Below are 20,227 nucleotides of genomic sequence, written 5' to 3'. Positions count from 1 at the left end.
GACGGCCTCCTCTTCTCGGACGGGAGGCGACGGCGCCGGGGCTGCGGGGAGGCCGGGCGGAGCCGCCGACGGACGCTCACACGCAGGAAACATGCCGAGTATAGGGTCGATCCATGCCTGACGACGCTCCCTTCCTCGACCTCGTGATCCGCGCCTCCGACGTGCTGACCGAGAACGGCCGGCGTCCGGCCAGCATCGCGATCGCCGAGGGCCTGATCGTCGCGGTCGGCGAGCGGGACGCCCCCTGGCGGACCACGGAGGAGATCGTCCTCCCCGAGGGCCAGGTCCTGGTCCCGGGGATCGTCGACACCCACGTGCACGTCAACGAGCCGGGCCGCACGGAGTGGGAGGGCTTCGCCTCCGCCACCCGCGCGGCCGCAGCCGGGGGCGTCACCACGATCATCGACATGCCGCTGAACTCGATCCCGCCGACCACCACGGTGGCGGGACTCGAGGCCAAGCGCGCGGCCGCCGGGCCGCAGGCGCAGGTGGACGTCGGATTCTGGGGCGGGGCGATCCCCTCGAACCTCGGCACGCTGCGCGAGCTCCACGACGCGGGCGTCTTCGGCTTCAAGTGCTTCCTCTCGCCGAGCGGCGTGGACGAGTTCCCGCACCTGAGCCGGGAGCAGCTCGTCGAGGCGATGCGCGAGATCGCCGCCTTCGACGGACTGCTGATCGTGCACGCCGAGGACCCGGCCGAGCTGGAGGCGAGCGCGCTGGAGCCCGGCGCCTCCTACGGCGCGTTCGTCGACTCCCGCCCGCCCGCCTCCGAGCGCAGCGCGATCCTGCACGTGATCGAGGCCGTCCGCGAGACCGGCTGCCGCGCGCACATCCTGCACCTCTCCTCCGCCGACGCGCTGCCGCTCCTGCGCGAGGCGAAGGCCGAGGGGCTGCCGATCTCCGCCGAGACCTGCCCGCACTACCTCACCTTCGACGCCGGCTCGATCCCCGACGGCGGCACGCAGTTCAAGTGCTGCCCGCCGATCCGCGACGAGCGCAACCGCGAGCTGCTCTGGAAGGGGCTGCTCGACGGGACGATCGACATCATCGCCTCGGACCACTCCCCCGCCACCGCCGAGCTGAAGCTCCCCGCGGGCGGCGACTTCGGCGTCGCCTGGGGCGGGATCTCGGGACTCGAGCTGAGCTTCCGCGCGGTCTGGACCGGGGCCCGCGAGCGGGGCATCCCGCTCGAGCAGGTCGTCGCCTGGATGTCCACGGCGACCGCCGCGTTCGCCGGGCTCGGCCAGAAGGGCCTGCTGCACGCGGGGTCCGACGCCGACCTGGTCGCGTTCGACCCGGAGGCGCAGTGGCGCGTGGACGTCGACGCCCTCTCGCACCGGAACCCCGTCTCGGCCTACGAGGGCCGCGTCCTCCGCGGCGCCGTCGCCGCCACCTGGGTGGGCGGCCGCCGCGTCACCGCCGCGACGGTCCCGCCCGCCGGGCGCCTCCTCACCCGCCCCTGACCTCGACCCGCCGATCCCCCGCCTCCCTGACGACACCTCCGGGAGCTCGACCGCTCACGCCGAGCGCCGCCGTGTCATCGGCAGGTTTCGAGCGTGTGAACGGAGGCGGGTCGGAGCCGCGGAGCGGGCGGATCGCACAAGACTCGGAGTCCCGGCGGCGGCTCCTCGGGATGCTCCGCCGGTGCGCGGAGCCCCCGGCAGGCGCGAGGCTGGCAGACGGGCTCGCAGGAGCCGCGAGCAGGACGGGCACCACCGCGTGACCGGGCCCGGCCGCACGGAACGGACAGGAGCGGACATGTCGATCATCCTCGGGGACCACCAGTACGGGAAGGCCGAGAACCGCGTCGTGCGGATCTACCGCGAGACCCCGCGGCACGAGATCCACGACGTCAACGTCTCCACGGCCCTCCGCGGCGACTTCGAGGCCGCGCACCGAGAGGGCGACCAGTCGGCCGTCCTGCCCACGGACACGCAGAAGCAGACGGCGTACGCCTTCGCCAAGGAGAAGGGCCTGCGCTCGATCGAGCCCTACGGCCTCGAGCTGGCCCGCCACTTCGTCGACGGCTACGAGCCTGTCCACGGCGCCCGCATCGAGATCGAGGAGTTCGCCTGGGAGCGCGTGCTGGTGGACGGGCGCGAGCACGACCACACCTGGGTACGGAAGGGCCAGGAGACGCGGATCGCGTCGGTCACGGTCGAGGGCTCGGGCGACGAGCGGCGGATCTGGATCACCGGCGGCTTCAAGGACCTCACGATCCTGAAGTCCACGGGGAGCGAGTTCCACGGCTTCCTCACCGACCCGTACACGGTCCTCCAGCCGACGAACGACCGGGTGATGGCGACCTCGCTGGTCGCGAAGTGGCGCTTCGCCCTGAGCGAGGACGAGATCGCGGCGATGGACTGGGAGGCGGTCTACGCGGGCGTCAAGGCGCTCATGACGAGCCGCTTCGCGACCGTGCACTCCCTCGCCCTCCAGCAGACGCTCTTCGAGATGGGGAAGGCGGTCCTGGAGGAGTACCCGCAGATCGTCGAGATCCGTCTCTCCGCGCCGAACAAGCACCACTTCGTCTACGACCTATCGCCCTTCGGCGTCGAGAACGACAACGAGGTCTTCCACGCCGCCGACCGCCCCTACGGGCTGATCCAGGCGAGCGTCACCCGCGACGACGCGCCGCCCGCGGGATCCGCCTGGACCGCCTACACGGGCCTGGTGTGACCGGCGCCGGGGGCGTCCACCGGGGGCACGTGCTGCACGTCGCCGGGGGTGCGACGCTCACGACCGCGCGGGAGTCGCTGGTGTCGATCCCGGACGGCGCTCTCGCCGTGGACGAGGACGGCACGATCGCCTGGGTCGGTCCGTACCGCGAGCTGCCGGACCGCTTCGCGCTCCTGCCTGTCTCCGGCGACGCCGCGTCGATCCTGCTGCCCGGCTTCGTCGACGCGCACGTGCACTTCCCCCAGACGTTCTCGACCGACGGCTTCGGCGGCGGCCAGCTGCTCGAGTGGCTCGACCGGACGGTGTTCCCCGCGGAGGCGCGGCTCGCCGACCCGGAGTTCGCCGACGTCGTCGCGCGAGCCTTCACCCGGCGGCGGGTGGCCGCGGGCACGACCGCCGCGATGGTCTTCGGCTCCGCGTTCCCGGCCGCGCAGGACGCCCTCTTCGAGCGCACCCGCGAGGCGGGGCTGCGGATCGTGTCGGGTCGCGGGATCCAGACCACGGGCCCGGCCTCGGCGGCTCCCCTGATCACCTCCGAGGAGGAGGCGCTGACGCTCGCGTCGGAGGAGATCGACCGCTGGCACGGGAGGAACCAGCTCCTGCAGGTCGCGCTCGTCCCGCGGTTCTCGCTGTCCGTCACTCCCCGGACCCTCGGAGCCCTCGGCGACCTCTACGACGACGTCCGCGGACGCGGCGTCTACGTGCACAGCCACCTCAACGAGAACGACCGGCCCGGCGACGGCGAGATCGCCGCCGTGCTCGGCTCGTACGGCACCCGCAGCTACCTCGACACCTACGACGGGCTCTTCCTCCCCGGCTCCGCGCGCGGAGGATCCTCCCTCCTCGGGCCGCGCACGATCCTCGCCCACGCCGTGCACTGCCAGGACGCGGAGCTGCACCGGATGGAGGAGACCGGCACCTCGATCGCCCACTGCCCGACCTCGCAGCAGTTCCTCGGCTCCGGCACCATGCCCTGGCGCCGGACCGTCGCCTCGGGGGTCACCGTCGCCCTCGGTTCGGACGTGGGCGCGGGCGACGAGTGGCTGCTGGCGCGAGTGGCGAACGACGCCTTCAAGGTGCACCTCTCGGAGCCCGGCGACGCGGCCGTCGCCCTGCATCCGGCCGAGCTCCTGTTCACGGCGACGCTCGCCGGCGCGCGGGCGCTCGACCAGGAGGAGCGGTTCGGCAGCCTCGACCCCGGGAAGGACGCGGACTTCCTCCGCATCGAGCCCGACCGGTGGGAGCCGCTCGCCGACGTCCTCGCCCACGGGATCCGCGCGGACGACGAGGAGGAGGCGACGGCCCAGCTGCTCTTCGCCCTGCTGATGACCCTGCGCGAGCCGGCGATCGCCGCGGTGCACGTCCGGGGCAGGCGGATCGTGGCTCCGGAGTGACGGGGCCGGCCCGGGAAGCGCGGTGCGGACCGCGCGCACCCGGCCGTCAGCGCAGGCGCAGCGCCAGGAACAGGTCGGCGCGGTCCGCGGTGTCCGACAGGTCGCGCTGCGTCAGCTCCTCCACCCTCGCGATGCGGTACCGCACCGTGTTCAGGTGCAGGTGCGTCTGCTCCGCCGTGCGCACCCACGAGCCGCCGCAGTCGAGGAACGCCGCGAGCGTGGCGACCAGCTGCGAGCCGTAGCGCGCGTCGTGCTCGACGAGCCGCCCGAGCACCAGCTCGACGAACACCGAGCGCAGGTGGTCGGGGACCGCGCTCAGCAGCTGCACGGCGGAGGTGACCTCCCCGGAGTCGCTGACCCGCACCGGAGCGTCGTCGCCCGGAGAGCCCGGCAGCAGCATCCCGTAGCGTGCCGAGCGGAGGGCGCCGCCGAGCGCGGGCAGCGGAGTCGCGGCGCTCGTCCCGACGCGCAGCACGGCGCCCGGCCACGCGGCTCCCGCTCGTCGCAGCGCCGAGGTGACGACGGCGAGCGGATCCGCGCCGGTGGGGATCGCATCGGTCGCCTCGGTGGGCAGCACCGCCACCGCGCAGCCCTGGGCGTCGCGTCCGACCACGGCGCGGCCCAGGTGCGCGGCGGCGTCGACCAGGACACGGCGCGCCAGGTCCGGGGGCGCGTCGCCCTCGAACTCGGCGGCGACCACGGCGCACCGCCCGGCGCCGCCGAGTCCGAGCTGCCGCAGGTACACCGCGGCCTCGGGCTGCTCGCTGTCCTCCTCCACGAGCTCGAGCAGGCGGTCGGCGAGAGCGGAGTCGGCCGAGAGCGCCGCCTCCCGCTGCAGCCGGTAGACCCCCACGACTCCGGCGAGCTCCGTCACGGCGTCGAGTACTGCGGCGGGCCAGTCGTTCCAGTCGCCCCCGACGACGACCAGCCAGGAGGTGGCGCGGTGCTCGCCCGCGCCTGCGACGGTGAGGACCGACAGGGCGCCGCCGCGGGCGTCCGCGACCACGACCGGGCTGCGCCGGGCCGTGAGCGCCGCGTGCACGACCCGCTCGATCTCCCCCAGCCCCAGGGGCGAGGCGGAGGCCGCGGTCCGGCCGGTCGCGGTCAGCACCGACACGGGGAGTCCGAGCTCGCGCGAGGTGCGCGTGACGAGCTCGTCGAGCTGCTGCCCCCGGTAGACCTCGGTCAGCAGCTCCCGCTGGCGGGCGAGGGCGGCCGTCAGCCGGGCCACGCGGTCGCCGGCGAGGGCGTTCGACAGGTGCGCCGTGATCGCACCGAACGACACGTCGGCCGGCACGGCGATCAGCGGGACGTCGTGCTCGCGGCAGGCGACGACGAGGTCGTCCGGCACGAAGCCCAGCAGCCCCTCGCCGGCGAGCAGAGCGCTGGCACCCGAGTCCGCGACCGCGGCGACGAAGGCCGCGCTGTCCTGGGCGTCCCGACGCCAGACCAGACCGGTCAGCACCAGCTGGTCGCGCGAGATGTAGCGGCGCGGATCGAGGAGATCGGTCGTGAAGATGCCGTCGACCGGCCGCGCGAGCGCCCCGTCGCCGGCGACCAGCACGCGCAGCCGCAGCTGCGGCGCGTCGAGGACGTCCTGCAGCTGCATCAGCTGCCCCGGTAGGTCGAGTAGGCGAAGGGACTGAGCAGGAGCGGGATGTGGAAGTGCGCCTCCTCGTCGTCGAGGCGGAAGGCGACGACGACCTCGGGGTAGAACGACTCGGTGCCCGAGGCGGCGAACCAGGCGCCGGTGTCGAAGACGACCCGGTGCACCCCGGCGGCCAGGCGCTCCGGCCCGAAGGCCGCCACGCGGCCGTCGTCGTCGGTGCGGGCCTCGGCGAGGCGCTCCCAGCCGGAGCCGACACGGGCGTCGAGAGCCACCGGGACCCCGCGCGCGGGGCGGCCGCGGACGGCGTCGAGCACGTGGGTGGTGACGCGGCTGGCGTGCCCGCTCATCGTGCGGCCTCCGCCCGGACGAGGCGCCCGTCGTCGAGGCCGCGGACGCGCAGCACCGTGATCTCCCGCAGCTGCTCCGCGACGATGCGGGCCTCCGTCTCGTCGTCGAGCCCGAGCCTCCGCTCCAGCTCCGCGACGACCTCGGCCCGGTCGCGGCCGGCCGCGCGGAGGAGGAACACGCGCCCGAACCGCTCCTCGTAGGCGCGGTTGCCGGCCAGCAGCCGCCGGGTCAGCTCCTCGTCGCCCGTGCGGCTCGCCGCCTGCTCCGCGGCCGAGAACGCGGAGGAGCGCCCCGCGCCCGCGTGCCGCTCGCCGATCCGGGGGTGGTCGGCCAGCGCCGCCTCCACCTCCTCCTCGGTGAGCGTGCGCGCGGCCCGCTCGGCCGCGTCGGCGAGCGCGTCGGCCGACGGGTAGGGCGCGCCGGAGGCGACCTCGTCGGCCCAGCGGGGGACGGCGAGGCACGCGAGCAGCACGTCGCGGGCGGTCTCGGATCGGGTGTCGGTCATGCGGTCTCCTTCGTCCGGCGGAGCAGGGGCTCGGCCTGCGGCACGATGGTCGGATGGATCTGGTCGGGAGTCGGGACCTCGTCGGGCTGGTGCTCGCGGCGGGTGCGGGGCGCCGGGCGGGCGGCCCGAAGGCGCTGCGGTGCGACGCGGCGGGAGTTCCCTGGGTGGAGCGAGCCGTCGAGAGGCTCCGCGCGGTGGGCTGCGAGCGGGTGCTCGTGGTCCTGGGCGCGGAGGCCGGACGGGCGCGCCTCCTGGTGCCGCCGTCCGCGGACGTGGTCGTCGCGGCGGAGTGGGAGAGCGGCCTCTCGGCGTCGCTCCGCGCGGGTCTCGCCGCGGCCGAGGGCGTCGCCGCGCTGGTCGCCCTGGTCGACCTGCCCGAGGAGCCGCCGAGCGTGGGGGCCCGGCTGCTCGCGGAGGCGCCGGTCGCACCGGACGTGCTCGCCCGCGCGGTCTTCCGCGGTCGGCCCGGTCATCCGGTGCTGCTGGGACGGGACCACTGGCCGGAGCTCCTCGAGGGCGTGCACGGCGACTCCGGCGCGCGCGACCTGCTCCGCGCGAGGGGCGCGCGCGAGGTGGAGTGCGGCGATCTGTGGTCGGGAGCCGACCGCGACGGGCCGGACTGAGCGGTTCACGCCAGGCCCGCGTCGTCGAGGGCGGCGGCCAGCGCCCGCCAGGCCAGCGTCGCGCAGACGGAGCGGACGGGGTTGCCCGCCACCGCGAGCAGCGCCTGCTCCTCGCCGGCGAGTGCACCCTCCCGGTGCGCCATCGCCGCGAGGAACGCGTCGATCCGCTCCCGCATGTCCGACGCCGGCAGCCCGTCGAGACCGTCCACGAGCAGCGACGCGGATCCCCGCGAGACCTCGCACCCCCGCCCGCTCCAGGCGAGGCGCACCTGCTCCGCGCCGCCGTCGACGCGCAGCTCGATCCGGTCGCCGCAGGTGGGGGTGATCAGCTCGGCCCGGCCGAGGGCCGGAGTCGGGTCGGCCTGCCCGACGGGGTCCTTGGCGTGCGCGCGGATCAGCTCCGCCGCCTCGCTCACGGCCGGTCCTCCAGCTCGGCGAGCTCCGCGTAGGCCGTGCTGATCCCGGCGATCCGCTCGCGCGACTCCCTCGGCGACGCCCCGAGCACTCCGGAGGCCACGAGCGCGACCGCGCTCATCGCCGCCGCGTAGCTGTCCAGCGCCGTGCCGCTGTCGACCGGGCACTCCAGCCAGACCGCCGCGTGCTCCGCGTAGCGCCGGGCGGGCGGATCCGCGAGGAGCACCACGGGCACCTCGCGCGCGGCGAGCGTCCCGATCAGGGCCGCGAAAGAGGCGGGGCGGCGGCGGAAGCCGACCAGCACCACGACGTCCTCGGCTCCGAGCCCCTCGAGCTCCTCACCGAGCGACTGGCCGGGCTGCGGGGCGATCCGGACGCGTCCGCGCGCCTGCGCGAGCTGCTGGCGCAGGTGCAGCGCCACCGGGTAGCTGTTGCGCAGTCCGATCACGACGACCTCGCGCGCTCCCGCGATCAGCCGCACCGCCTCCTCCAGCCGCCCGTCGCCGAACGCGGCGGCCAGCCGGGCCAGGTTCGCCCGCTCGCTCTCGAGGTGCGCGGCGAGCGGATCCCCCTGTCCCTGCGCGGGACCGACCGGCACACCGGAGGACCGCAGCGCCCGGGCGTGCTCGCGCACCTCCTGCGAGTTCGAGAACCCCAGGCGGCGGAACAGCCGCGAGACCGTGGCCTTGGACACTCCGCTGTGCTGGGCGAGCTCGGTCGCCGTGTAGACGGCCAGGTCGCCGAGGTGGTCGAGGATGAAGTCGGCCGCCCGCTGCTCCTGCCGCGACAGCGCGGCGTAGCCGGCATCGATGCGGTGGCCGATGCTCGGCGAGGGGGCCGGGGCGGGAGTCACGCGGTCGGCGTCCCGTCGGCGAGCGCCAGCACGGCCGCTTCGAACGCGTCGAGCGCGGTCGCGACGTCGGCCTCGGTCACGTTCTCGTCCGGGTGGTGGCTGACGCCGCCCTCGCAGCGGAGGAAGAGCATCGCGTACTCGGCGAGGTCGGCGACCGCCATCGCGTCGTGGCCGGCCTTGGAGAACAGCACCATCGGCTCCGCGTCCCCGGTCGCGCGGATGCCCGCCCGCACGACGTCCTGCAGCCGAGAGGAGGCGACGACCGCGGGGGCCGAATGGGTCTCCTCCACCGTCAGCGCGAGACGGCGGCGCGACGCCGACTCCGACATCGCGTGCTCGATGGCGTCCCACGCCGTGTCGCGCTGGGCGTCGGTCTCGGCGCGGAGGTCGAGGCTGAACTCGACCCGGCCGGGGATGACGTTGACCGCGCCCGGGAAGGTCTCGAGCCGGCCGACCGTGGCGATCACGCCCTGCTCCCGCGCGATGCGCTCCACCGCGAGCACGGCCTCGGCCGCCCCGGTGAGCGCGTCGCGGCGGCGGTCGAGCGGAACTCCGCCCGCGTGCCCGGCCTTGCCGGTGAGGGTGAGTGCGAAGCGGCGGGCGCCCGCTATCGAGGAGACCACGGCGAGGGCGCGGTCCGCCTCCTCCAGGTAGGGGCCCTGCTCGATGTGCGCCTCGAGGTAGGCGAGAACGTCCTGCGCGTCGCGCGCGGCGGTGCGGATGCGCGAGGGGTCCAGCCCGAACTCGTGGAACGCCTCGACGAGCGTCGTCCCGTCGGCGTCCTCGAGCTCCCACCAGTGCTCGTCCCAGGTGCCGGCGAGGGCGCGGGAGCCGAGGAGCGCTGTGCCGAAGCGGGTGCCCTCCTCGTCGCCGAACGCGACGACCTCGACGGCGAACGGCAGGCGCCGGCCCGCCCCGTGCAGGCGCGACACCACGGCGATCGCGAGCATCACGCCGAGGATCCCGTCGTAGCGGCCCGCGTCGGGCACCGTGTCGAGGTGCGAGCCGAGCAGGAGCGCCGGGAGTCCCGGAGTCGCGCCCTCGTAGCGGCCGCACTGGTTGCCGGCCGCGTCCTGCCAGGTGCGCATGCCCGCCTCGGTCATCCAACGCGCGGCCATCGCGTTCACCCGGGCGTGCTCGGGCGAGAGGTAGACCCGCTCGATGCCGTCGCGGCTGGAGGAGACCGCGGCGAGCTCGTCGCAGCGGGCCATGATCGCGGCGGCGTCGAGGGCGGTCGCGGCGGTGGCGGCGGTGGGCGCGGTCGTGGGGTCCGCGGTCGTGCCGGTCATGCGCGTGCCGCCCCGTAGACCTCGTAGGCCCCCGCGACTCCGCCGCCCACCGGCACGGAGGCGCCCGCGCGGCGCAGCACCGCCTCCAGCGCCGCCAGGGTGGTCAGCACCGCGTCCGTCCGGGCGTTGTAGCCCATCGTGCCGATGCGCCAGACCTTCCCGTGCAGCGGCCCGAAGGACGTGCCGATCTCGATGCCGAAGTCGGCGAGCATCTCCCCGCGCACCGCGTCCCCGTTCACGCCCTGCGGGATGCGCACCGCGACGACGTTCGTCATCTTGTGCCCGACGTCGCCGAACACCTCGAGATCGAGGCCGCGGACTCCGGCGAGCATCGCCGACCCGTGTAGCGCGTGGCGGGCGACCGTCTCGTCCAGGCCCTCCTCGACGACGATGCGGGCGCACTCGCGCGCGCCGTAGAGCATCGTGGTCGCCTCGGTGTGGTGGTTGAGGCGGCGCGGCCCCCAGTAGTCGAAGACCATCCCGAGGTCGAAGTAGTTGGAGCGGACGCGGCGGGCGCTGACAGTGTCGCCCTCGTCGCGGATCCCCGCCTCGATGCTCCTGCGCGACTCGATCACCGCGACGGCCTTCTCCGAGAAGGTGACGGGAGCCGACCCGGACGGGCCGCCCAGGCACTTCTGGAGCCCCGCGGTGACCGCGTCGAGCCCGAGCTCGTCGGTCGCGAAGGCGTTGCCCGCGAGGGAGGCGGTGACGTCGGTGTAGAAGAGGGCGCCGTGCTTCTCGCAGAGGGCGCCGAGCTCCTCCAGCGGCTGCGCCATGGTGGTCGACGTGTCGCCGTGGACCACGGCCAGCATCTTCGGCTTCACCCGGGCCAGGGCCTCGGCGATCGCCGAGACGGGGAAGACCTGCCCCCACTCGGCCTCGATCACGTGCACCTCCGCGCCGCAGCGCTCCGCGATCTCCCGGAGGAGGTGCCCGAACCGCCCGAAGACCGGCACGAGCACGCGGTCGCCCGGCTCCAGCATCGAGACCAGCGCCGCCTCGATGCCCGCACGGCTCGTGCCGTCGACGAGCATCGTCTTCTCGTTGCGGGTGCGGAACACCTGCCGATACAGCTCCTGCGTCTCCGTCATCGTCGCCGTCATGAACGGGTCGTACTGCCCGACCAGCTGCGCCGACATCGCACGCAGGACGCGCGGATCCGCGTTGATCGGGCCCGGCCCCATCAGCAGGCGCGGCGGCGGATCGACGGGGAGGAACGGTGCGGGCGCGGTCATGGGCCACCTCTTCACGAGCGGGAGAGAAACAGTCGTTTCACCCGGAGAGCCTATGCGACGGACGTTTCGCCGGTGTTTCGCGGTGTGGCGGGGGTCGTCGGGGAGGGTCGCGAGACGCTGGTCGGCAGGAGGGCCGTGAGGGAGGGAAGGGCCTCCGGACGGTGATCGAGGACCGGATCGTCGCCCTCACCTAGGCGTCGATCGCGATCATCTTCGGCGTGGTGTTCATCACTCAGAGCGAGCGGATCTCTGCGCGGGCCCGGGATCAGCTGCGGAAGCACGGGCAACGGGCCCGGCCTTCGGGGCAGTCGCCGTTCCTGACGGCCGCGGGCGGAGCTCTCCTCGTCGTCATCGGCGTCCTCGTGGTCCTGCTGACGGCGACGTCGGTCCTGTGCGGATCGTCCTGATCCGGTTGATCGGAGCCGGCTCGACGTCCGCTGGTGCGGCGAGCCTCCTCCACAGGGCCGTCCGGCGAGCGGGTTCTCCCGATCGGACGCACCTGCGGCCCGCGTGTCGGTGGTCGCTGGTTCAATACGAGTATGGCGGATGGGATGCGGCAGGGACTCGAGGAGGTCCGCGCCCTCGGCGACCGCGCGGCGCTGCTCGCCCGCTCGGCGGCTCCGCTCCACCTCGCCTCCGCCGAGGCGCTGCACGAGGCGTACACGGCTGCTCTGCGTCGCCCGGAGGCGTTCGCGCGCGGCGGGTCTCCCGCCGAGTCGCGCGACCTCGTGGAGCGCTCCGTCCGGGCCGAGCTCGCCGTCGCGCTCGCCGTGTCCGAGCGGGTGGCCGCGCGCGACCTCGAGCACGCCCGCCTGCTGGTCGACCACCTGCCCTGCACGCGCGCCGCGCTGGCCGAGGCGCGGTTGCGCTGGGAGGCGGGGCAGATCATCTGCGGAGTCGCGGCCACCCTGCCGCCGGCCTCCCTCCCGGAGTTCGACGAGCGGGCCGCGGGACTGGCCGCCTCGATGACGCCGACCCAGCTGCAGCGACGCCTCGCCCGGCTGCGGGACGAGCTCCACGAGAGTCCTCTGGCCGACCGGCACGCCCGCGCTCGGGAGGACCGGTCTGTCCGGGTCTCGCCCGAGCAGGACGGCATGGCCACGCTCTGCGCGACCCTCCCCGCTCCGGCAGCGTTCGGTGCGCTCGCGCGGCTCGACCGGATCGCCCGCGCCCTCTGCGACGGGAGCGGTGCAGCGGAGGAGCGCACGCTCGCGCAGCTGCGGGCCGACGCCCTGGTCGACCTGCTCTGCGACCCGACGTGTCCGGCACGGCGCCGGGCGACGAGCGTCCGCGCACGTCCGCTCGCGGCATCCGGGCCGAGGTGCGTCTGACCCTCGCCGCGAGCACCGCGGCCGGGCAGGACGAGACCCCCGCGGAACTGGACGGCTACGGCCTCATCCCGGCCGGCGTCGCGCGCGAGCTCCTCGGAGCCGACTCGGCCGTCACCCCGGTGCTCACCCGTCCGAGCACGGGCGCCGTGGTCTCCGTCGGACGCACGCACCGCCTCCCTCTCCCGCGGATGCGCCTCGCCCTCCAGCTGCGCGACCGGACATGCCGCTTCCCCGGCTGCACCCGGCCCGCGGCGACCGCCGAGGCCGACCACACGCTCGAGTGGCGTCACGGAGGCGCCACCGCCCTCGACAACCTGGCGTCGCTCTGCGTCGCCCACCACCACGTCCGCCACGGCGACCGCTGGACCTACACGCTCCACCCCGACGGATCGGCCGACTGGACCACCCCCACGGGCCGACGCGTGGTCACCCGTCCATCCGATCCGCCCGCGCCGCCAGCCCCGCCGCGGCGCAGGCCGAGCTTCAGCGATGCGCCGCCCCCGTTCTGACGGCGGAAGGAGCCGATTCACGACGAGGGAGAGGACGAGCTCGGGGCATGGCCCCCTCAGAGCGTGCCGACCAGCTCCAGCAGCGCGAGATCCGACCCCCGCGGTCCCACCAGGCAGAGCCCCACCGGAGCGCCGCCGACACTCAATCGCGGCACCGACAGCGCCGGATACCCGCCGATCCCGGCGACGCAGGTCAGGCCGAGCGTCGCCGTCCGCGCCGCGTCGATCGCCTCGGCCGACGCATCGAGGGCCGGCGCCACCGACGACGTCGACGGCAGGAGGAGCACCCGCCCCTCGAGCGCACGGTCGAGCGCCTCCCGGAACCCCGCGACTCGCGCCCGCGCGTCCGCCTCCGTCTGCTCGTCGACGAGCGAGGCCGCATCGAAGCGCGCCTGGACGTCCGCCGCCAGCACTCCCGGATGCGCCGCGACCCACGAGCCGCTCGACCGCCACGCCTCCGCCGCCTGCACGAGCCGGAACGCCTCGAGCATCTCCGCCACGGGCGGCAGCTCGACCTCGTCGGCGCTCATCCTCCCGACCGCCGATCGGAACGCCGCCCGGACGGCCGCGTCCACACCGCCCAGCAGCGCCGGCGCCACCGCGAGACTCCGCACCGGCGGGCCGGACGGCAGGCAGACCTCGGCCACCCGCCTCAGCGTGCCGAGATCCCGCGTCAGCCACCCGACGGTGTCGAAGCTCGGCGCCAGCGGCAGCAGCCCCTCGACGGGCACCGCACCGTGGGTCGTCCTCAGCCCCCACAGGCCCTGGTAGGAGGCGGGTACCCGGATCGATCCCGCGGTGTCGGTCGCCAGCCCGACGGCGGCCTGCCCGAGCGACACGGCGGTCGCCGGTCCGCTCGACGATCCGCCCGGGATCGCTCCGGGCACGGCCGGATTGGGCGGCGTCCCGTAGCCGGAGTTCCGGCCGGCGATGCTGTAGGCGAACTCGTCGGTCTGCGCGATCCCGCGCACCGACGCTCCCGCTGCGAGCAGCTGCGCGACGGCCGGAGCGGTCGCCGCCTCGATCGGCGCGGAAGCGAGGCGGGCCGGCACTCCCGCGCCGATCCGCTGGCCCTCGATCGCGAAGAGGTCCTTGACCGCGACGTCCAGTCCGTCGAGGGTCCCGGAGCCGGCGGCCGGCACGAGCGGCGCGCCGACGGCGCGCCAGACGCGGGGGTCCAGCGCGGGCGAGGGCGCCTGCACCTGCGCGGCGCGCACCCGCCAGGTCCCGCCCTCGCGCGACCACAGCTGCGTGACGAGCCCGCGCCCGCCACGGGCCGGAGCGTTCACGCTCACCACGAGCGCCGTGCCCGCATCGACCGCCCGCACGTGCAGCTCCACCAGCTCCCGCACCGGTGCCCCGCCGCGACGACCCCGGAAGCCGGTGATCACCGCGTGTCCGACGAGCAGTCCGGAGGCGTCGCCCCGGAGCGTCGTCGGCGCGTCCACGAACGCGTCGGCGAGCGCCGCGACGTCGTCCGCCCCGAGCGCCGCCTCGTAGGCCAGGACCGCGTCCACCAGCCCGTCCGGCAGGTCGCCCTCGAGCGTCGTCACCCGCGGGTCAGTCATCGAAGTCGGCCGTCCGAACGCGGGCGTGCACGCCCTTCACCAGGTCGACGACCTGCGAGATGTCGAAGTCGGTCGCCGCGCTGAGGTAGGCGTAGGCGTGAGCCGGGTCCATCCCGTAGCGGGCCGCCAGCAGCGCGATGGCCGCGCGGACGCACTTCTGCACGGCGACGTCCAGGTCCTCGTCCATCCCGGTGGGCACGAGGAACTCGCCGGTCTCCCCCATCGGCCCGAGCAGCTCCCCGAACGCCGCGAGCGCCTCGGCGCGCGGGACGACCTCCAGGCGCACCCGGACGCGCAGGCTCGCCTCCATCGCCGTCAGCGCCACCTCGCCGTCGCCCTGCGCGAAGTGGGGATCGCCGACGTACGCGAGCGCGCCCGGGACCTGCACGGGAAGGTAGAGGCTGGTTCCGGCGGTCAGCAGTGCGATGTCGATGTTGCCCCCGTGCGCACCGGGCGGCACGGAGTGCGGGCGCTCCTCCCCTGCGACGGCGACGCCCATGATCCCGAGGAACGGCCGGAGCGGGAACCGGGCGGCCCGCTCTCCTCCCGGCACCAGCGGGATCACGCCGCGGAGACCGCCCTGCGCGTCCTCGTCGACGCGCGCGAAGACGCTGAACGGCCCCTCCTGCAGCGGGTACTCGCCCGGCAGCGCCCCGCGGCCGTGCCGGTTCGAGACGACTCCGTACGGCACGCGCGGCTCGGCCTCGAGGAGGGTCATCCGGAGCAGGTCCCCCGGCAGCGCTCCCCGGACCGCGATCGGCCCCGTGACCACGTGCGGCCCGTCCGTCTCGCCGTCGCGGAACGGCCCGTCCGCGGCGAGCGCGACCGCGTCGCGCAGCACTCCCTCCGGAGCGACTCCGTGGCGGCCGAAGAAGGCGACCGGATCGCGGCCCTGGTCCTCCAGCACGCCCTCGTGGCTGAGCGTGTCGATGACGACCTCGGCCCCCGAGTCGACGGTGAGCACGGGCGCGTCCGCTGCGCACGGCAGGCGCCCCCACAGCACCGACCCCGGCTCGGCCGGCAGGTAGTCGACCCCCGGCGGCACTCCCTCACCGGGCTGCACCGCCCACTCCGTCCACCGCATGCGCGTCCGCCTCCCGCGCGGCCCGTCCGCGCCGTCCGACCCTAACCTCGCCGTGTTTCGAGCATGTGCACGCGTGTGCCACGATTCTCCAGACCCGCCCCCGACGACAGGACTCCTGTGTTCCGACGCCTGCGCACCCGCTCCGAGGGCGCGACCCTCGGCCTGATGCTCGCCCTCACCTTCTCGACCGGCATCATCGACGCCGTCGGGTACCTCGGGCTCGACCGCGTCTTCGCCGGCAACATGACCGGCAACGTCGTCATCCTCGGCATGGCCCTCTCCGGCGCGGCCGACCTGCCCGTGGTCGGCCCCCTGATCGCGCTGGGCGCCTTCATGATCGGCGCCGTGATCGGCGGCCGGGTGCTCCGCCCGGTGAAGAAGGGCTGGACCTCGCGCTCGACCTGGCTCTTCGCGGTGGTCGGCATCCTGCTCGGCGTCCTGGCGATCGTGCTCGCGGTCGTGCCTGAGCACCCCGAGCCGCTCGCCTTCACCGTCACCGGCGTACTGGGCGGGGCGATGGGCCTCCAGGCCGCGACCGCCCGCCACCTCGCCGTCAAGGACGTCACGACGGTCGTCGTCACCTCGACGATCACGGGCCTCGCTGCGGACTCCCGCCTGGCGGGTGGTTCCGGTCAGCCGTGGTTCCGCCGCGCGGCGGCGATCGTCCTGATCGCCGCGGGTGCCGGAGTCGGCGCGCTCGCCCTGCTGGTCGGACTCTGGCTCGGCCTGGCGATCGCCGCGGTCATCACGCTCGTCGCGACGCTGCTGGGCGAGCTCGTCGTCCACTCCCGGTACGCTCCGGCGCCCGCCGACGCCGCCGCCTGAGGCGGCGCCTCCCGGCGCGTCAGCGCGGCAGTTGCTGGCAGTGCGGGCAGAGGTGCGAGGAGCGGTTCATGAACGGCACCCGCACGATCGCCGCGCCGCACCGGGCGCACGGCTTCCCCGTCTGCCCGTAGGCGTGCAGGCTGTGCGAGAAGTAGCCGGAGGCACCGTTCACGTTCACGTACTGCGCATCGAAGCTGGTGCCGCCCTCGGCCAGCGCCCGTTCGAGCACCGAGCGCACCTCGTCGAAGAGGCGGCGGATGCGCGCCTCGCCGAGCGACGAGCTCGGCCGCTCCGGGTGCAGCTCCGCCGCCCACAGCGACTCGTCCGCGTAGATGTTCCCGATGCCGCTCACGAGCGTCTGGTCGAGCAGCGCCCGCTTGATCCCGCTGCTCCTCCTCGCCAGCGACGCGACGACCGAGCCCAGGTCGAAGGAGGGGTCGAGCGGATCGCGGGCGATGTGCGCGACCTGCGAGGGCACGGCGCGCAGCCAGCCGCCTCCGCGGACCTCCTCCCCCGCGTAGCCGCCCGGCGCTCCGTCCGGGGTCGGCACCAGAGCGTCGACCGCCATCGAGCCGAAGATCCGCTGGTCGACGAAGTGCAGGGCGAGCTCGCCGTGCTCGGGGTGCTCGATCCCGATCCGGATGCGCGCCAGCCGCGGCAGCGCCGCATCCGCCGTGCGCAGCAGCACCTGGCCGCTCATGCCGAGGTGCACCAGCAGCGCCTCGTCGCGGCCCGCGGGCAGCCAGAGGAACTTCCCGCGCCGCACCGCCGCTTCGAGCCGGCGCCCGACGAGCAGGCGCTCGAAGGTCCCGTGCGGATGCACGTGCCGCTTCAGCGAGCGTTCGTCGACGATCTCGACGCCGGTCACCAGGGAGCCGGTGACCGCGGGAGCGAGGCCCGCCCGCACCACCTCGACCTCGGGCAGCTCGGGCACGGTCAGTCCGAGACCGCGGGAGCGGCGGGTGCGCCGGGGGCCGCCAGACGCGTCCACGCGTCGAGCGCGGCGGCCATCTCGGCCGCCTTCTTGCTCGTCCCCTCGCCGCGGGCGGTGACGAGTCCGCCGACGATCACGGTGGCGACGAACACCTTGTTGTGGTCGGGGCCGGTGGCGGCGATCTCGTAGCGCGGGGCCGGCGCACCGCGCTCGGCGGCCGCCTCCTGGAGGCTCGTCTTCGGGTCCATCGAGACGCCGAACCGGAGCGGATCGGCCCGCAGAGGGGCGATCAGGCGCAGCACCAGGTCGCGGGCCGCGTCGGGCCCGGTGCCCAGGTAGACGGCGCCGATGATGGCCTCGACGGTGTCGGCGAGGATCGACGCCTTGTCGCGGCCGCCGGTCAGCTCCTCGCCGCGTCCGAGGCGGAGGAACTCGCCCAGGCCGATGCCGCGGGCGATCTCGGCGAGCGCGACGGTCGAGACGAGGCTCGCCCGGCGCTTGGCCAGGTCGCCCTCGCTGAGGGCGGGGTACTCGGTGTAGAGCATGACGGTCACGGCCTGCCCGAGGATCGAGTCGCCGAGGAACTCGAGGCGCTCGTTGTGCGGGATGCCGCCGTGCTCGAAAGCGAACGACCGGTGCGTCAGGGCGAGCTCGAAGAGCTCACCGTCGAGGCTCACGCCGAGCGTGGCCTCCAGACGCGACCGGTCGTCGCTGGAGGGTCGTGCGGAGGTCTGGTTCACCATGGACCGCGGTCCGTTCGTCGAGGGGCGGTGCGCCCCGCGCCGTGCGGACCAGGAGCGGGATCAGACGTCGGCGACCTTGCGGCCCTTGTACTCGAGGAACAGCGCGGTGCCCGCGGAGTCCTCGACGACCTTGGCGCGGTGGGGAAGGCTGTAGACGACCTTGCCGTTCTCGATGGTCTTGACGAGGGTGGGGACCTCGGCCTTCCACTGCGAACGACGGGCGTGGGTGTTCGCGCGGGACTTCTTCCTCTTGGGAACAGCCATGATTCTCTCTTCTCTACCTCTAGTCGGATTCGGTGCGGGCGGTCGCGCCCTCACCGCTGTCTGCGGAAGCTCTGTCGGTGGAAGCTCCGGGCGCTGCGGCCCCGCCGTCCCCCTCGCTCAACCCTGCGAGCGCGGCCCACCGGGAGTCGCGCGGCGCCTCGGGTTCGGGCGTGGAGGAATCGGCCAGCCGCTCCCCCGTGACGGGGTCGAGGCCCGGACAGTCCGGCCGGCAGACCGGCTGGAACGGCAGCGACAGAACCACCGCATCCCTGACCAGAGGTTCAAGATCCACGTGGTCGTCGTGAACCTCATAGTCGAAAGCTTCGTCAGAAGAGTACGCGAAAAGTTCCTGGAACTCGACATCGACAGGCAGGGAGATGTCGGTCAGGCACCGGCTGCACTCGCCGTCGGCCCTCGCCGACACCTCGACACTGGCCAGGATCCCCTCGTGCACGGACTCGAGCCGGACGTCGAGATCGACGGCCGATCCCTTGCGGACCGCGACGATCCCCTCGCCGAACTGCTCCGGCGCCTCGAGCTCGAGGCGGTGCTCGCGCATCTCGCCCGGCCGCCTCACGAGGTCGCGCACGTTCACGGTGAACGGCGTCTTCTTGAAAGTAGTCACGAGGGTCCAGCCTACCCCTCCCGGCCCCCTCCGGGGCGGGAGGGGCCGGGAGGAGCCGGGAGGGGCGGAGTCCGGGCTCAGGCGCCGCCGGCCTCCAGCGTCACGTCGATCGGCGCGTAGTCGGCACCGCTCGTGTCCACTCCCTCCTCGGCGAGCTCCGCGAGCGCCTTCTCGACGTACTCGTTCGAGTAGGCGGTGGCGGGCGGGTCCGCGCTGATGCTCGTCGCTCCCGTCTCGTTCTCCGTCTCCTTCGCGATGTCGACCGTCTGCTGCCACGCGGCCTCGTCGATCATCCCGACGCCGCTCGTCGAGGGCCAGATCAGCTTGTTGACCTCGTTGGTCATCCAGAGCTGGTGGCTGGTGCCGAGCGTGGATCCGGCCGCGGTCACGATGTCGGCCGCCGCCTGCGGATCGTCCTTCGCGAAGATCCAGCCCTTGATCGAGGCCTTGATGAAGGCGACCGTCTGCTCGGCGTACGCGTCGTCGTCCGCGAGCCTGCCCGCGTCCGCCCAGATCGCGTCCTGGAGCATTGCGGTGCCCACGTCGTTCCAGCTGATGACGTTCAGGTCGTCCGGCTGGTACAGCTCGCCTGTGGCGGGGTTCACGGTCTCGAGGACCTGGGCGTACTCGTTGTAGGTCATCGCCTGGGCCGCGTCGATGTCGCCCGCGAGGAAGCCGTTCATGTCGAACTGCTGCTGCACCAGCGAGATGTCGTCGAGGGAGACGCCGTCCTTCTGCATGCCGGCGAACAGCTCCCACTCGTTGCCGTAGCCCCAGCTGCCCACGCTCTTCCCGGCGAGGTCGGCGGGCGAGGTGATCCCCTTGTCCTTGAAGGAGATCTGCGTGGTGGCGCTGCGCTCGAAGATCTGCGCGACGTCGGTGATCCCGGCCCCCTGCTCGATCGAGCCGAGGACCTTGGGCACCCAGGAGATCGCGTAGTCGGCGTCGCCCGAGGCGAGCACGTCCTGGGGGACGATGTCGCCGCCTCCCTCGGCGATCGTCACGTCGAGGCCCTCGTCCTCGTAGTAGCCCTGGTCGAGCGCGGCGTAGTACCCGGCGAACTGCGCCTGGGCCACCCACTGCAGCTGCAGGGTGACCGGCGTGAGGCCGCCGGAGCCGGAATCCGACCCCGGGTCGGAGCCGCCGGAGGCGCTGCAGCCGGTGAGCGCGAGGCCCACGGCCGCGAAGGCGGCGGTCGTCGTCAGGGTGATGCGGGTGCGTCTGGTCACGGGTCCTCCTGGTGCGGTCTGCGGGGTCGCCGGTGCGGCGCGCCCCGTGGTGCGGCGGTGCAGGTGGTGCTGTGGTGCAGGTGGCGCTGATGATGCGGGCGGTGCGGATGGTGCGTCGGGTGGAGTCGGGAATCGGGAATCGGGAGGATCGAGGAGGGTGCGGGGA

The 20,227-nt window shown here is 74.2% G+C and carries 22 protein-coding genes; 8 read left to right on the top strand and 14 right to left on the bottom strand.

The features are described 5' to 3' along the window. Positions 1–113 precede the first annotated feature (113 nt). The 3 genes from allB (at position 114) to GTU71_RS03810 (ending at position 4,073) form a co-directional block, all read left to right on the top strand. A complete protein-coding gene (gene allB / locus GTU71_RS03820; protein ID WP_159939333.1) occupies positions 114–1,463 on the top strand; it encodes an allantoinase AllB in 1,350 nt (449 codons plus the stop codon). Positions 1,464–1,758: 295 nt separating this feature from the next. Further along, the gene (pucL, locus tag GTU71_RS03815; protein ID WP_104234587.1) at positions 1,759–2,679 is read left to right on the top strand and encodes a factor-independent urate hydroxylase; all 921 of its coding nucleotides are present in this window, start codon (positions 1,759–1,761) and stop codon (positions 2,677–2,679) included. Further along, the gene (locus tag GTU71_RS03810) at positions 2,676–4,073 is read left to right on the top strand and encodes an amidohydrolase family protein (protein WP_159939332.1); all 1,398 of its coding nucleotides are present in this window, start codon (positions 2,676–2,678) and stop codon (positions 4,071–4,073) included. Before pucL ends, GTU71_RS03810 begins: the two co-directional genes overlap by 4 nt. 46 nt (positions 4,074–4,119) lie before the next feature. Here GTU71_RS03810 and GTU71_RS03805 read toward each other — a convergent pair whose 3' ends face one another. From GTU71_RS03805 to uraD, 3 genes are read right to left on the bottom strand one after another with little or no spacing between them, the layout of a single operon-like run. Next, positions 4,120–5,682, bottom strand: coding sequence for a PucR family transcriptional regulator (locus GTU71_RS03805; protein ID WP_104226647.1), 1,563 nt, complete (start codon positions 5,680–5,682; stop codon positions 4,120–4,122). Continuing rightward, positions 5,682–6,029 (bottom strand): hydroxyisourate hydrolase, encoded by a 348-nt coding sequence (uraH, locus tag GTU71_RS03800; RefSeq protein ID WP_104223494.1) that lies wholly within the window; start codon positions 6,027–6,029, stop codon positions 5,682–5,684. The genes GTU71_RS03805 and uraH overlap by 1 nt, the downstream gene beginning before the upstream one ends. Continuing rightward, complete coding sequence (uraD, locus tag GTU71_RS03795) at positions 6,026–6,535, bottom strand: 2-oxo-4-hydroxy-4-carboxy-5-ureidoimidazoline decarboxylase (RefSeq protein ID WP_104234584.1); 510 nt, start codon at positions 6,533–6,535, stop codon at positions 6,026–6,028. Before uraD ends, uraH begins: the two co-directional genes overlap by 4 nt. A 53-nt stretch (positions 6,536–6,588) precedes the next feature. On the opposite strand from uraD, the gene GTU71_RS03790 reads away from it, so the two are divergent. After that, on the top strand, positions 6,589–7,158 hold the full coding sequence (locus tag GTU71_RS03790; protein ID WP_159939331.1) for an NTP transferase domain-containing protein: 570 nt from the start codon (positions 6,589–6,591) through the stop codon (positions 7,156–7,158). Positions 7,159–7,163: 5 nt separating this feature from the next. Here GTU71_RS03790 and GTU71_RS03785 read toward each other — a convergent pair whose 3' ends face one another. From GTU71_RS03785 to GTU71_RS03770, 4 genes are read right to left on the bottom strand one after another with little or no spacing between them, the layout of a single operon-like run. Further along, complete coding sequence (locus GTU71_RS03785) at positions 7,164–7,574, bottom strand: iron-sulfur cluster assembly scaffold protein (RefSeq protein WP_104260556.1); 411 nt, start codon at positions 7,572–7,574, stop codon at positions 7,164–7,166. After that, positions 7,571–8,425: a MurR/RpiR family transcriptional regulator gene (locus tag GTU71_RS03780; protein ID WP_159939330.1), complete on the bottom strand. Its 855-nt coding sequence runs from the start codon at positions 8,423–8,425 to the stop codon at positions 7,571–7,573. Before GTU71_RS03780 ends, GTU71_RS03785 begins: the two co-directional genes overlap by 4 nt. After that, on the bottom strand, positions 8,422–9,714 hold the full coding sequence (locus GTU71_RS03775; protein WP_104345267.1) for an allantoate amidohydrolase: 1,293 nt from the start codon (positions 9,712–9,714) through the stop codon (positions 8,422–8,424). The genes GTU71_RS03780 and GTU71_RS03775 overlap by 4 nt, the downstream gene beginning before the upstream one ends. Next, the gene (locus GTU71_RS03770; protein ID WP_244230632.1) at positions 9,711–10,949 is read right to left on the bottom strand and encodes an alanine--glyoxylate aminotransferase family protein; all 1,239 of its coding nucleotides are present in this window, start codon (positions 10,947–10,949) and stop codon (positions 9,711–9,713) included. The genes GTU71_RS03775 and GTU71_RS03770 overlap by 4 nt, the downstream gene beginning before the upstream one ends. A 218-nt stretch (positions 10,950–11,167) precedes the next feature. Here GTU71_RS03770 and GTU71_RS03765 point away from each other — a divergent pair, with 218 nt between their 5' ends. The 3 genes from GTU71_RS03765 (at position 11,168) to GTU71_RS03755 (ending at position 12,789) form a co-directional block, all read left to right on the top strand. Continuing rightward, complete coding sequence (locus GTU71_RS03765) at positions 11,168–11,356, top strand: hypothetical protein (RefSeq protein ID WP_104226652.1); 189 nt, start codon at positions 11,168–11,170, stop codon at positions 11,354–11,356. Positions 11,357–11,500: 144 nt separating this feature from the next. Beyond that, the gene (locus GTU71_RS03760; protein ID WP_159939329.1) at positions 11,501–12,280 is read left to right on the top strand and encodes a DUF222 domain-containing protein; all 780 of its coding nucleotides are present in this window, start codon (positions 11,501–11,503) and stop codon (positions 12,278–12,280) included. Continuing rightward, the gene (locus GTU71_RS03755; RefSeq protein WP_159939328.1) at positions 12,271–12,789 is read left to right on the top strand and encodes an HNH endonuclease signature motif containing protein; all 519 of its coding nucleotides are present in this window, start codon (positions 12,271–12,273) and stop codon (positions 12,787–12,789) included. The genes GTU71_RS03760 and GTU71_RS03755 overlap by 10 nt, the downstream gene beginning before the upstream one ends. Positions 12,790–12,845: 56 nt before the next feature. Here the strand turns inward: GTU71_RS03755 and GTU71_RS03750 are convergent, their stop codons facing one another. Together GTU71_RS03750 and GTU71_RS03745 are read right to left on the bottom strand one after the other, a co-directional pair. Beyond that, positions 12,846–14,357, bottom strand: coding sequence for an AtzH-like domain-containing protein (locus tag GTU71_RS03750; protein WP_159939327.1), 1,512 nt, complete (start codon positions 14,355–14,357; stop codon positions 12,846–12,848). Then, the gene (locus tag GTU71_RS03745) at positions 14,350–15,441 is read right to left on the bottom strand and encodes an acetamidase/formamidase family protein (protein ID WP_104226656.1); all 1,092 of its coding nucleotides are present in this window, start codon (positions 15,439–15,441) and stop codon (positions 14,350–14,352) included. The genes GTU71_RS03750 and GTU71_RS03745 overlap by 8 nt, the downstream gene beginning before the upstream one ends. Positions 15,442–15,558: 117 nt before the next feature. Between GTU71_RS03745 and GTU71_RS03740 the strand changes: the two genes are divergently transcribed. Then, entirely contained in the window at positions 15,559–16,266 is a 708-nt protein-coding gene (locus GTU71_RS03740; RefSeq protein WP_308470741.1) for a YoaK family protein, read from the top strand. A gap of 19 nt (positions 16,267–16,285) precedes the next feature. Here GTU71_RS03740 and mutM read toward each other — a convergent pair whose 3' ends face one another. The 5 genes from mutM to GTU71_RS03715 form a co-directional block, all read right to left on the bottom strand. Continuing rightward, positions 16,286–17,200 carry a bifunctional DNA-formamidopyrimidine glycosylase/DNA-(apurinic or apyrimidinic site) lyase gene (gene mutM, locus GTU71_RS03735; protein WP_159939326.1) on the bottom strand — a complete coding sequence of 305 codons (915 nt, stop codon included), beginning with the start codon at positions 17,198–17,200 and terminating at the stop codon, positions 16,286–16,288. Positions 17,201–17,202: 2 nt separating this feature from the next. Then, positions 17,203–17,943 (bottom strand): ribonuclease III, encoded by a 741-nt coding sequence (rnc, locus tag GTU71_RS03730; protein ID WP_104250952.1) that lies wholly within the window; start codon positions 17,941–17,943, stop codon positions 17,203–17,205. A 60-nt stretch (positions 17,944–18,003) separates the two neighbouring features. Further along, positions 18,004–18,207: a 50S ribosomal protein L32 gene (gene rpmF, locus GTU71_RS03725; protein WP_104223482.1), complete on the bottom strand. Its 204-nt coding sequence runs from the start codon at positions 18,205–18,207 to the stop codon at positions 18,004–18,006. Positions 18,208–18,226: 19 nt separating this feature from the next. After that, on the bottom strand, positions 18,227–18,766 hold the full coding sequence (locus GTU71_RS03720) for a YceD family protein (protein WP_104226701.1): 540 nt from the start codon (positions 18,764–18,766) through the stop codon (positions 18,227–18,229). A gap of 143 nt (positions 18,767–18,909) precedes the next feature. Further along, on the bottom strand, positions 18,910–20,061 hold the full coding sequence (locus GTU71_RS03715; RefSeq protein WP_244230631.1) for an ABC transporter substrate-binding protein: 1,152 nt from the start codon (positions 20,059–20,061) through the stop codon (positions 18,910–18,912). Between the last annotated feature and the right edge of the window lie 166 nt (positions 20,062–20,227).

The organism is Rathayibacter sp. VKM Ac-2762 (genome assembly GCF_009866585.1).
In the GTDB taxonomy this organism is placed as follows: Bacteria; Actinomycetota; Actinomycetes; order Actinomycetales; family Microbacteriaceae; genus Rathayibacter.
The sequence above is the reverse complement of the archived record's forward strand: the minus strand, read 5'-3'. Positions and strand labels throughout refer to the sequence as shown.

Coding starts and splice junctions, on each gene's coding strand:
- GTU71_RS03790 (WP_159939331.1), top strand. CDS start 6,589: ATGGATCTGGTCGGGAGTCGGGACCTCGTCGGGCTGGTGCTCGCGGCG.
- uraH (WP_104223494.1), bottom strand. CDS start 6,029: ATGAGCGGGCACGCCAGCCGCGTCACCACCCACGTGCTCGACGCCGTC.
- GTU71_RS03745 (WP_104226656.1), bottom strand. CDS start 15,441: ATGCGGTGGACGGAGTGGGCGGTGCAGCCCGGTGAGGGAGTGCCGCCG.
- GTU71_RS03805 (WP_104226647.1), bottom strand. CDS start 5,682: ATGCAGCTGCAGGACGTCCTCGACGCGCCGCAGCTGCGGCTGCGCGTG.
- GTU71_RS03760 (WP_159939329.1), top strand. CDS start 11,501: ATGCGGCAGGGACTCGAGGAGGTCCGCGCCCTCGGCGACCGCGCGGCG.
- rpmF (WP_104223482.1), bottom strand. CDS start 18,207: ATGGCTGTTCCCAAGAGGAAGAAGTCCCGCGCGAACACCCACGCCCGT.
- uraD (WP_104234584.1), bottom strand. CDS start 6,535: ATGACCGACACCCGATCCGAGACCGCCCGCGACGTGCTGCTCGCGTGC.
- GTU71_RS03750 (WP_159939327.1), bottom strand. CDS start 14,357: ATGACTGACCCGCGGGTGACGACGCTCGAGGGCGACCTGCCGGACGGG.
- allB (WP_159939333.1), top strand. CDS start 114: ATGCCTGACGACGCTCCCTTCCTCGACCTCGTGATCCGCGCCTCCGAC.
- GTU71_RS03775 (WP_104345267.1), bottom strand. CDS start 9,714: ATGACCGGCACGACCGCGGACCCCACGACCGCGCCCACCGCCGCCACC.
- GTU71_RS03770 (WP_244230632.1), bottom strand. CDS start 10,949: ATGACCGCGCCCGCACCGTTCCTCCCCGTCGATCCGCCGCCGCGCCTG.
- GTU71_RS03720 (WP_104226701.1), bottom strand. CDS start 18,766: ATGCGCGAGCACCGCCTCGAGCTCGAGGCGCCGGAGCAGTTCGGCGAG.
- pucL (WP_104234587.1), top strand. CDS start 1,759: ATGTCGATCATCCTCGGGGACCACCAGTACGGGAAGGCCGAGAACCGC.
- rnc (WP_104250952.1), bottom strand. CDS start 17,943: ATGGTGAACCAGACCTCCGCACGACCCTCCAGCGACGACCGGTCGCGT.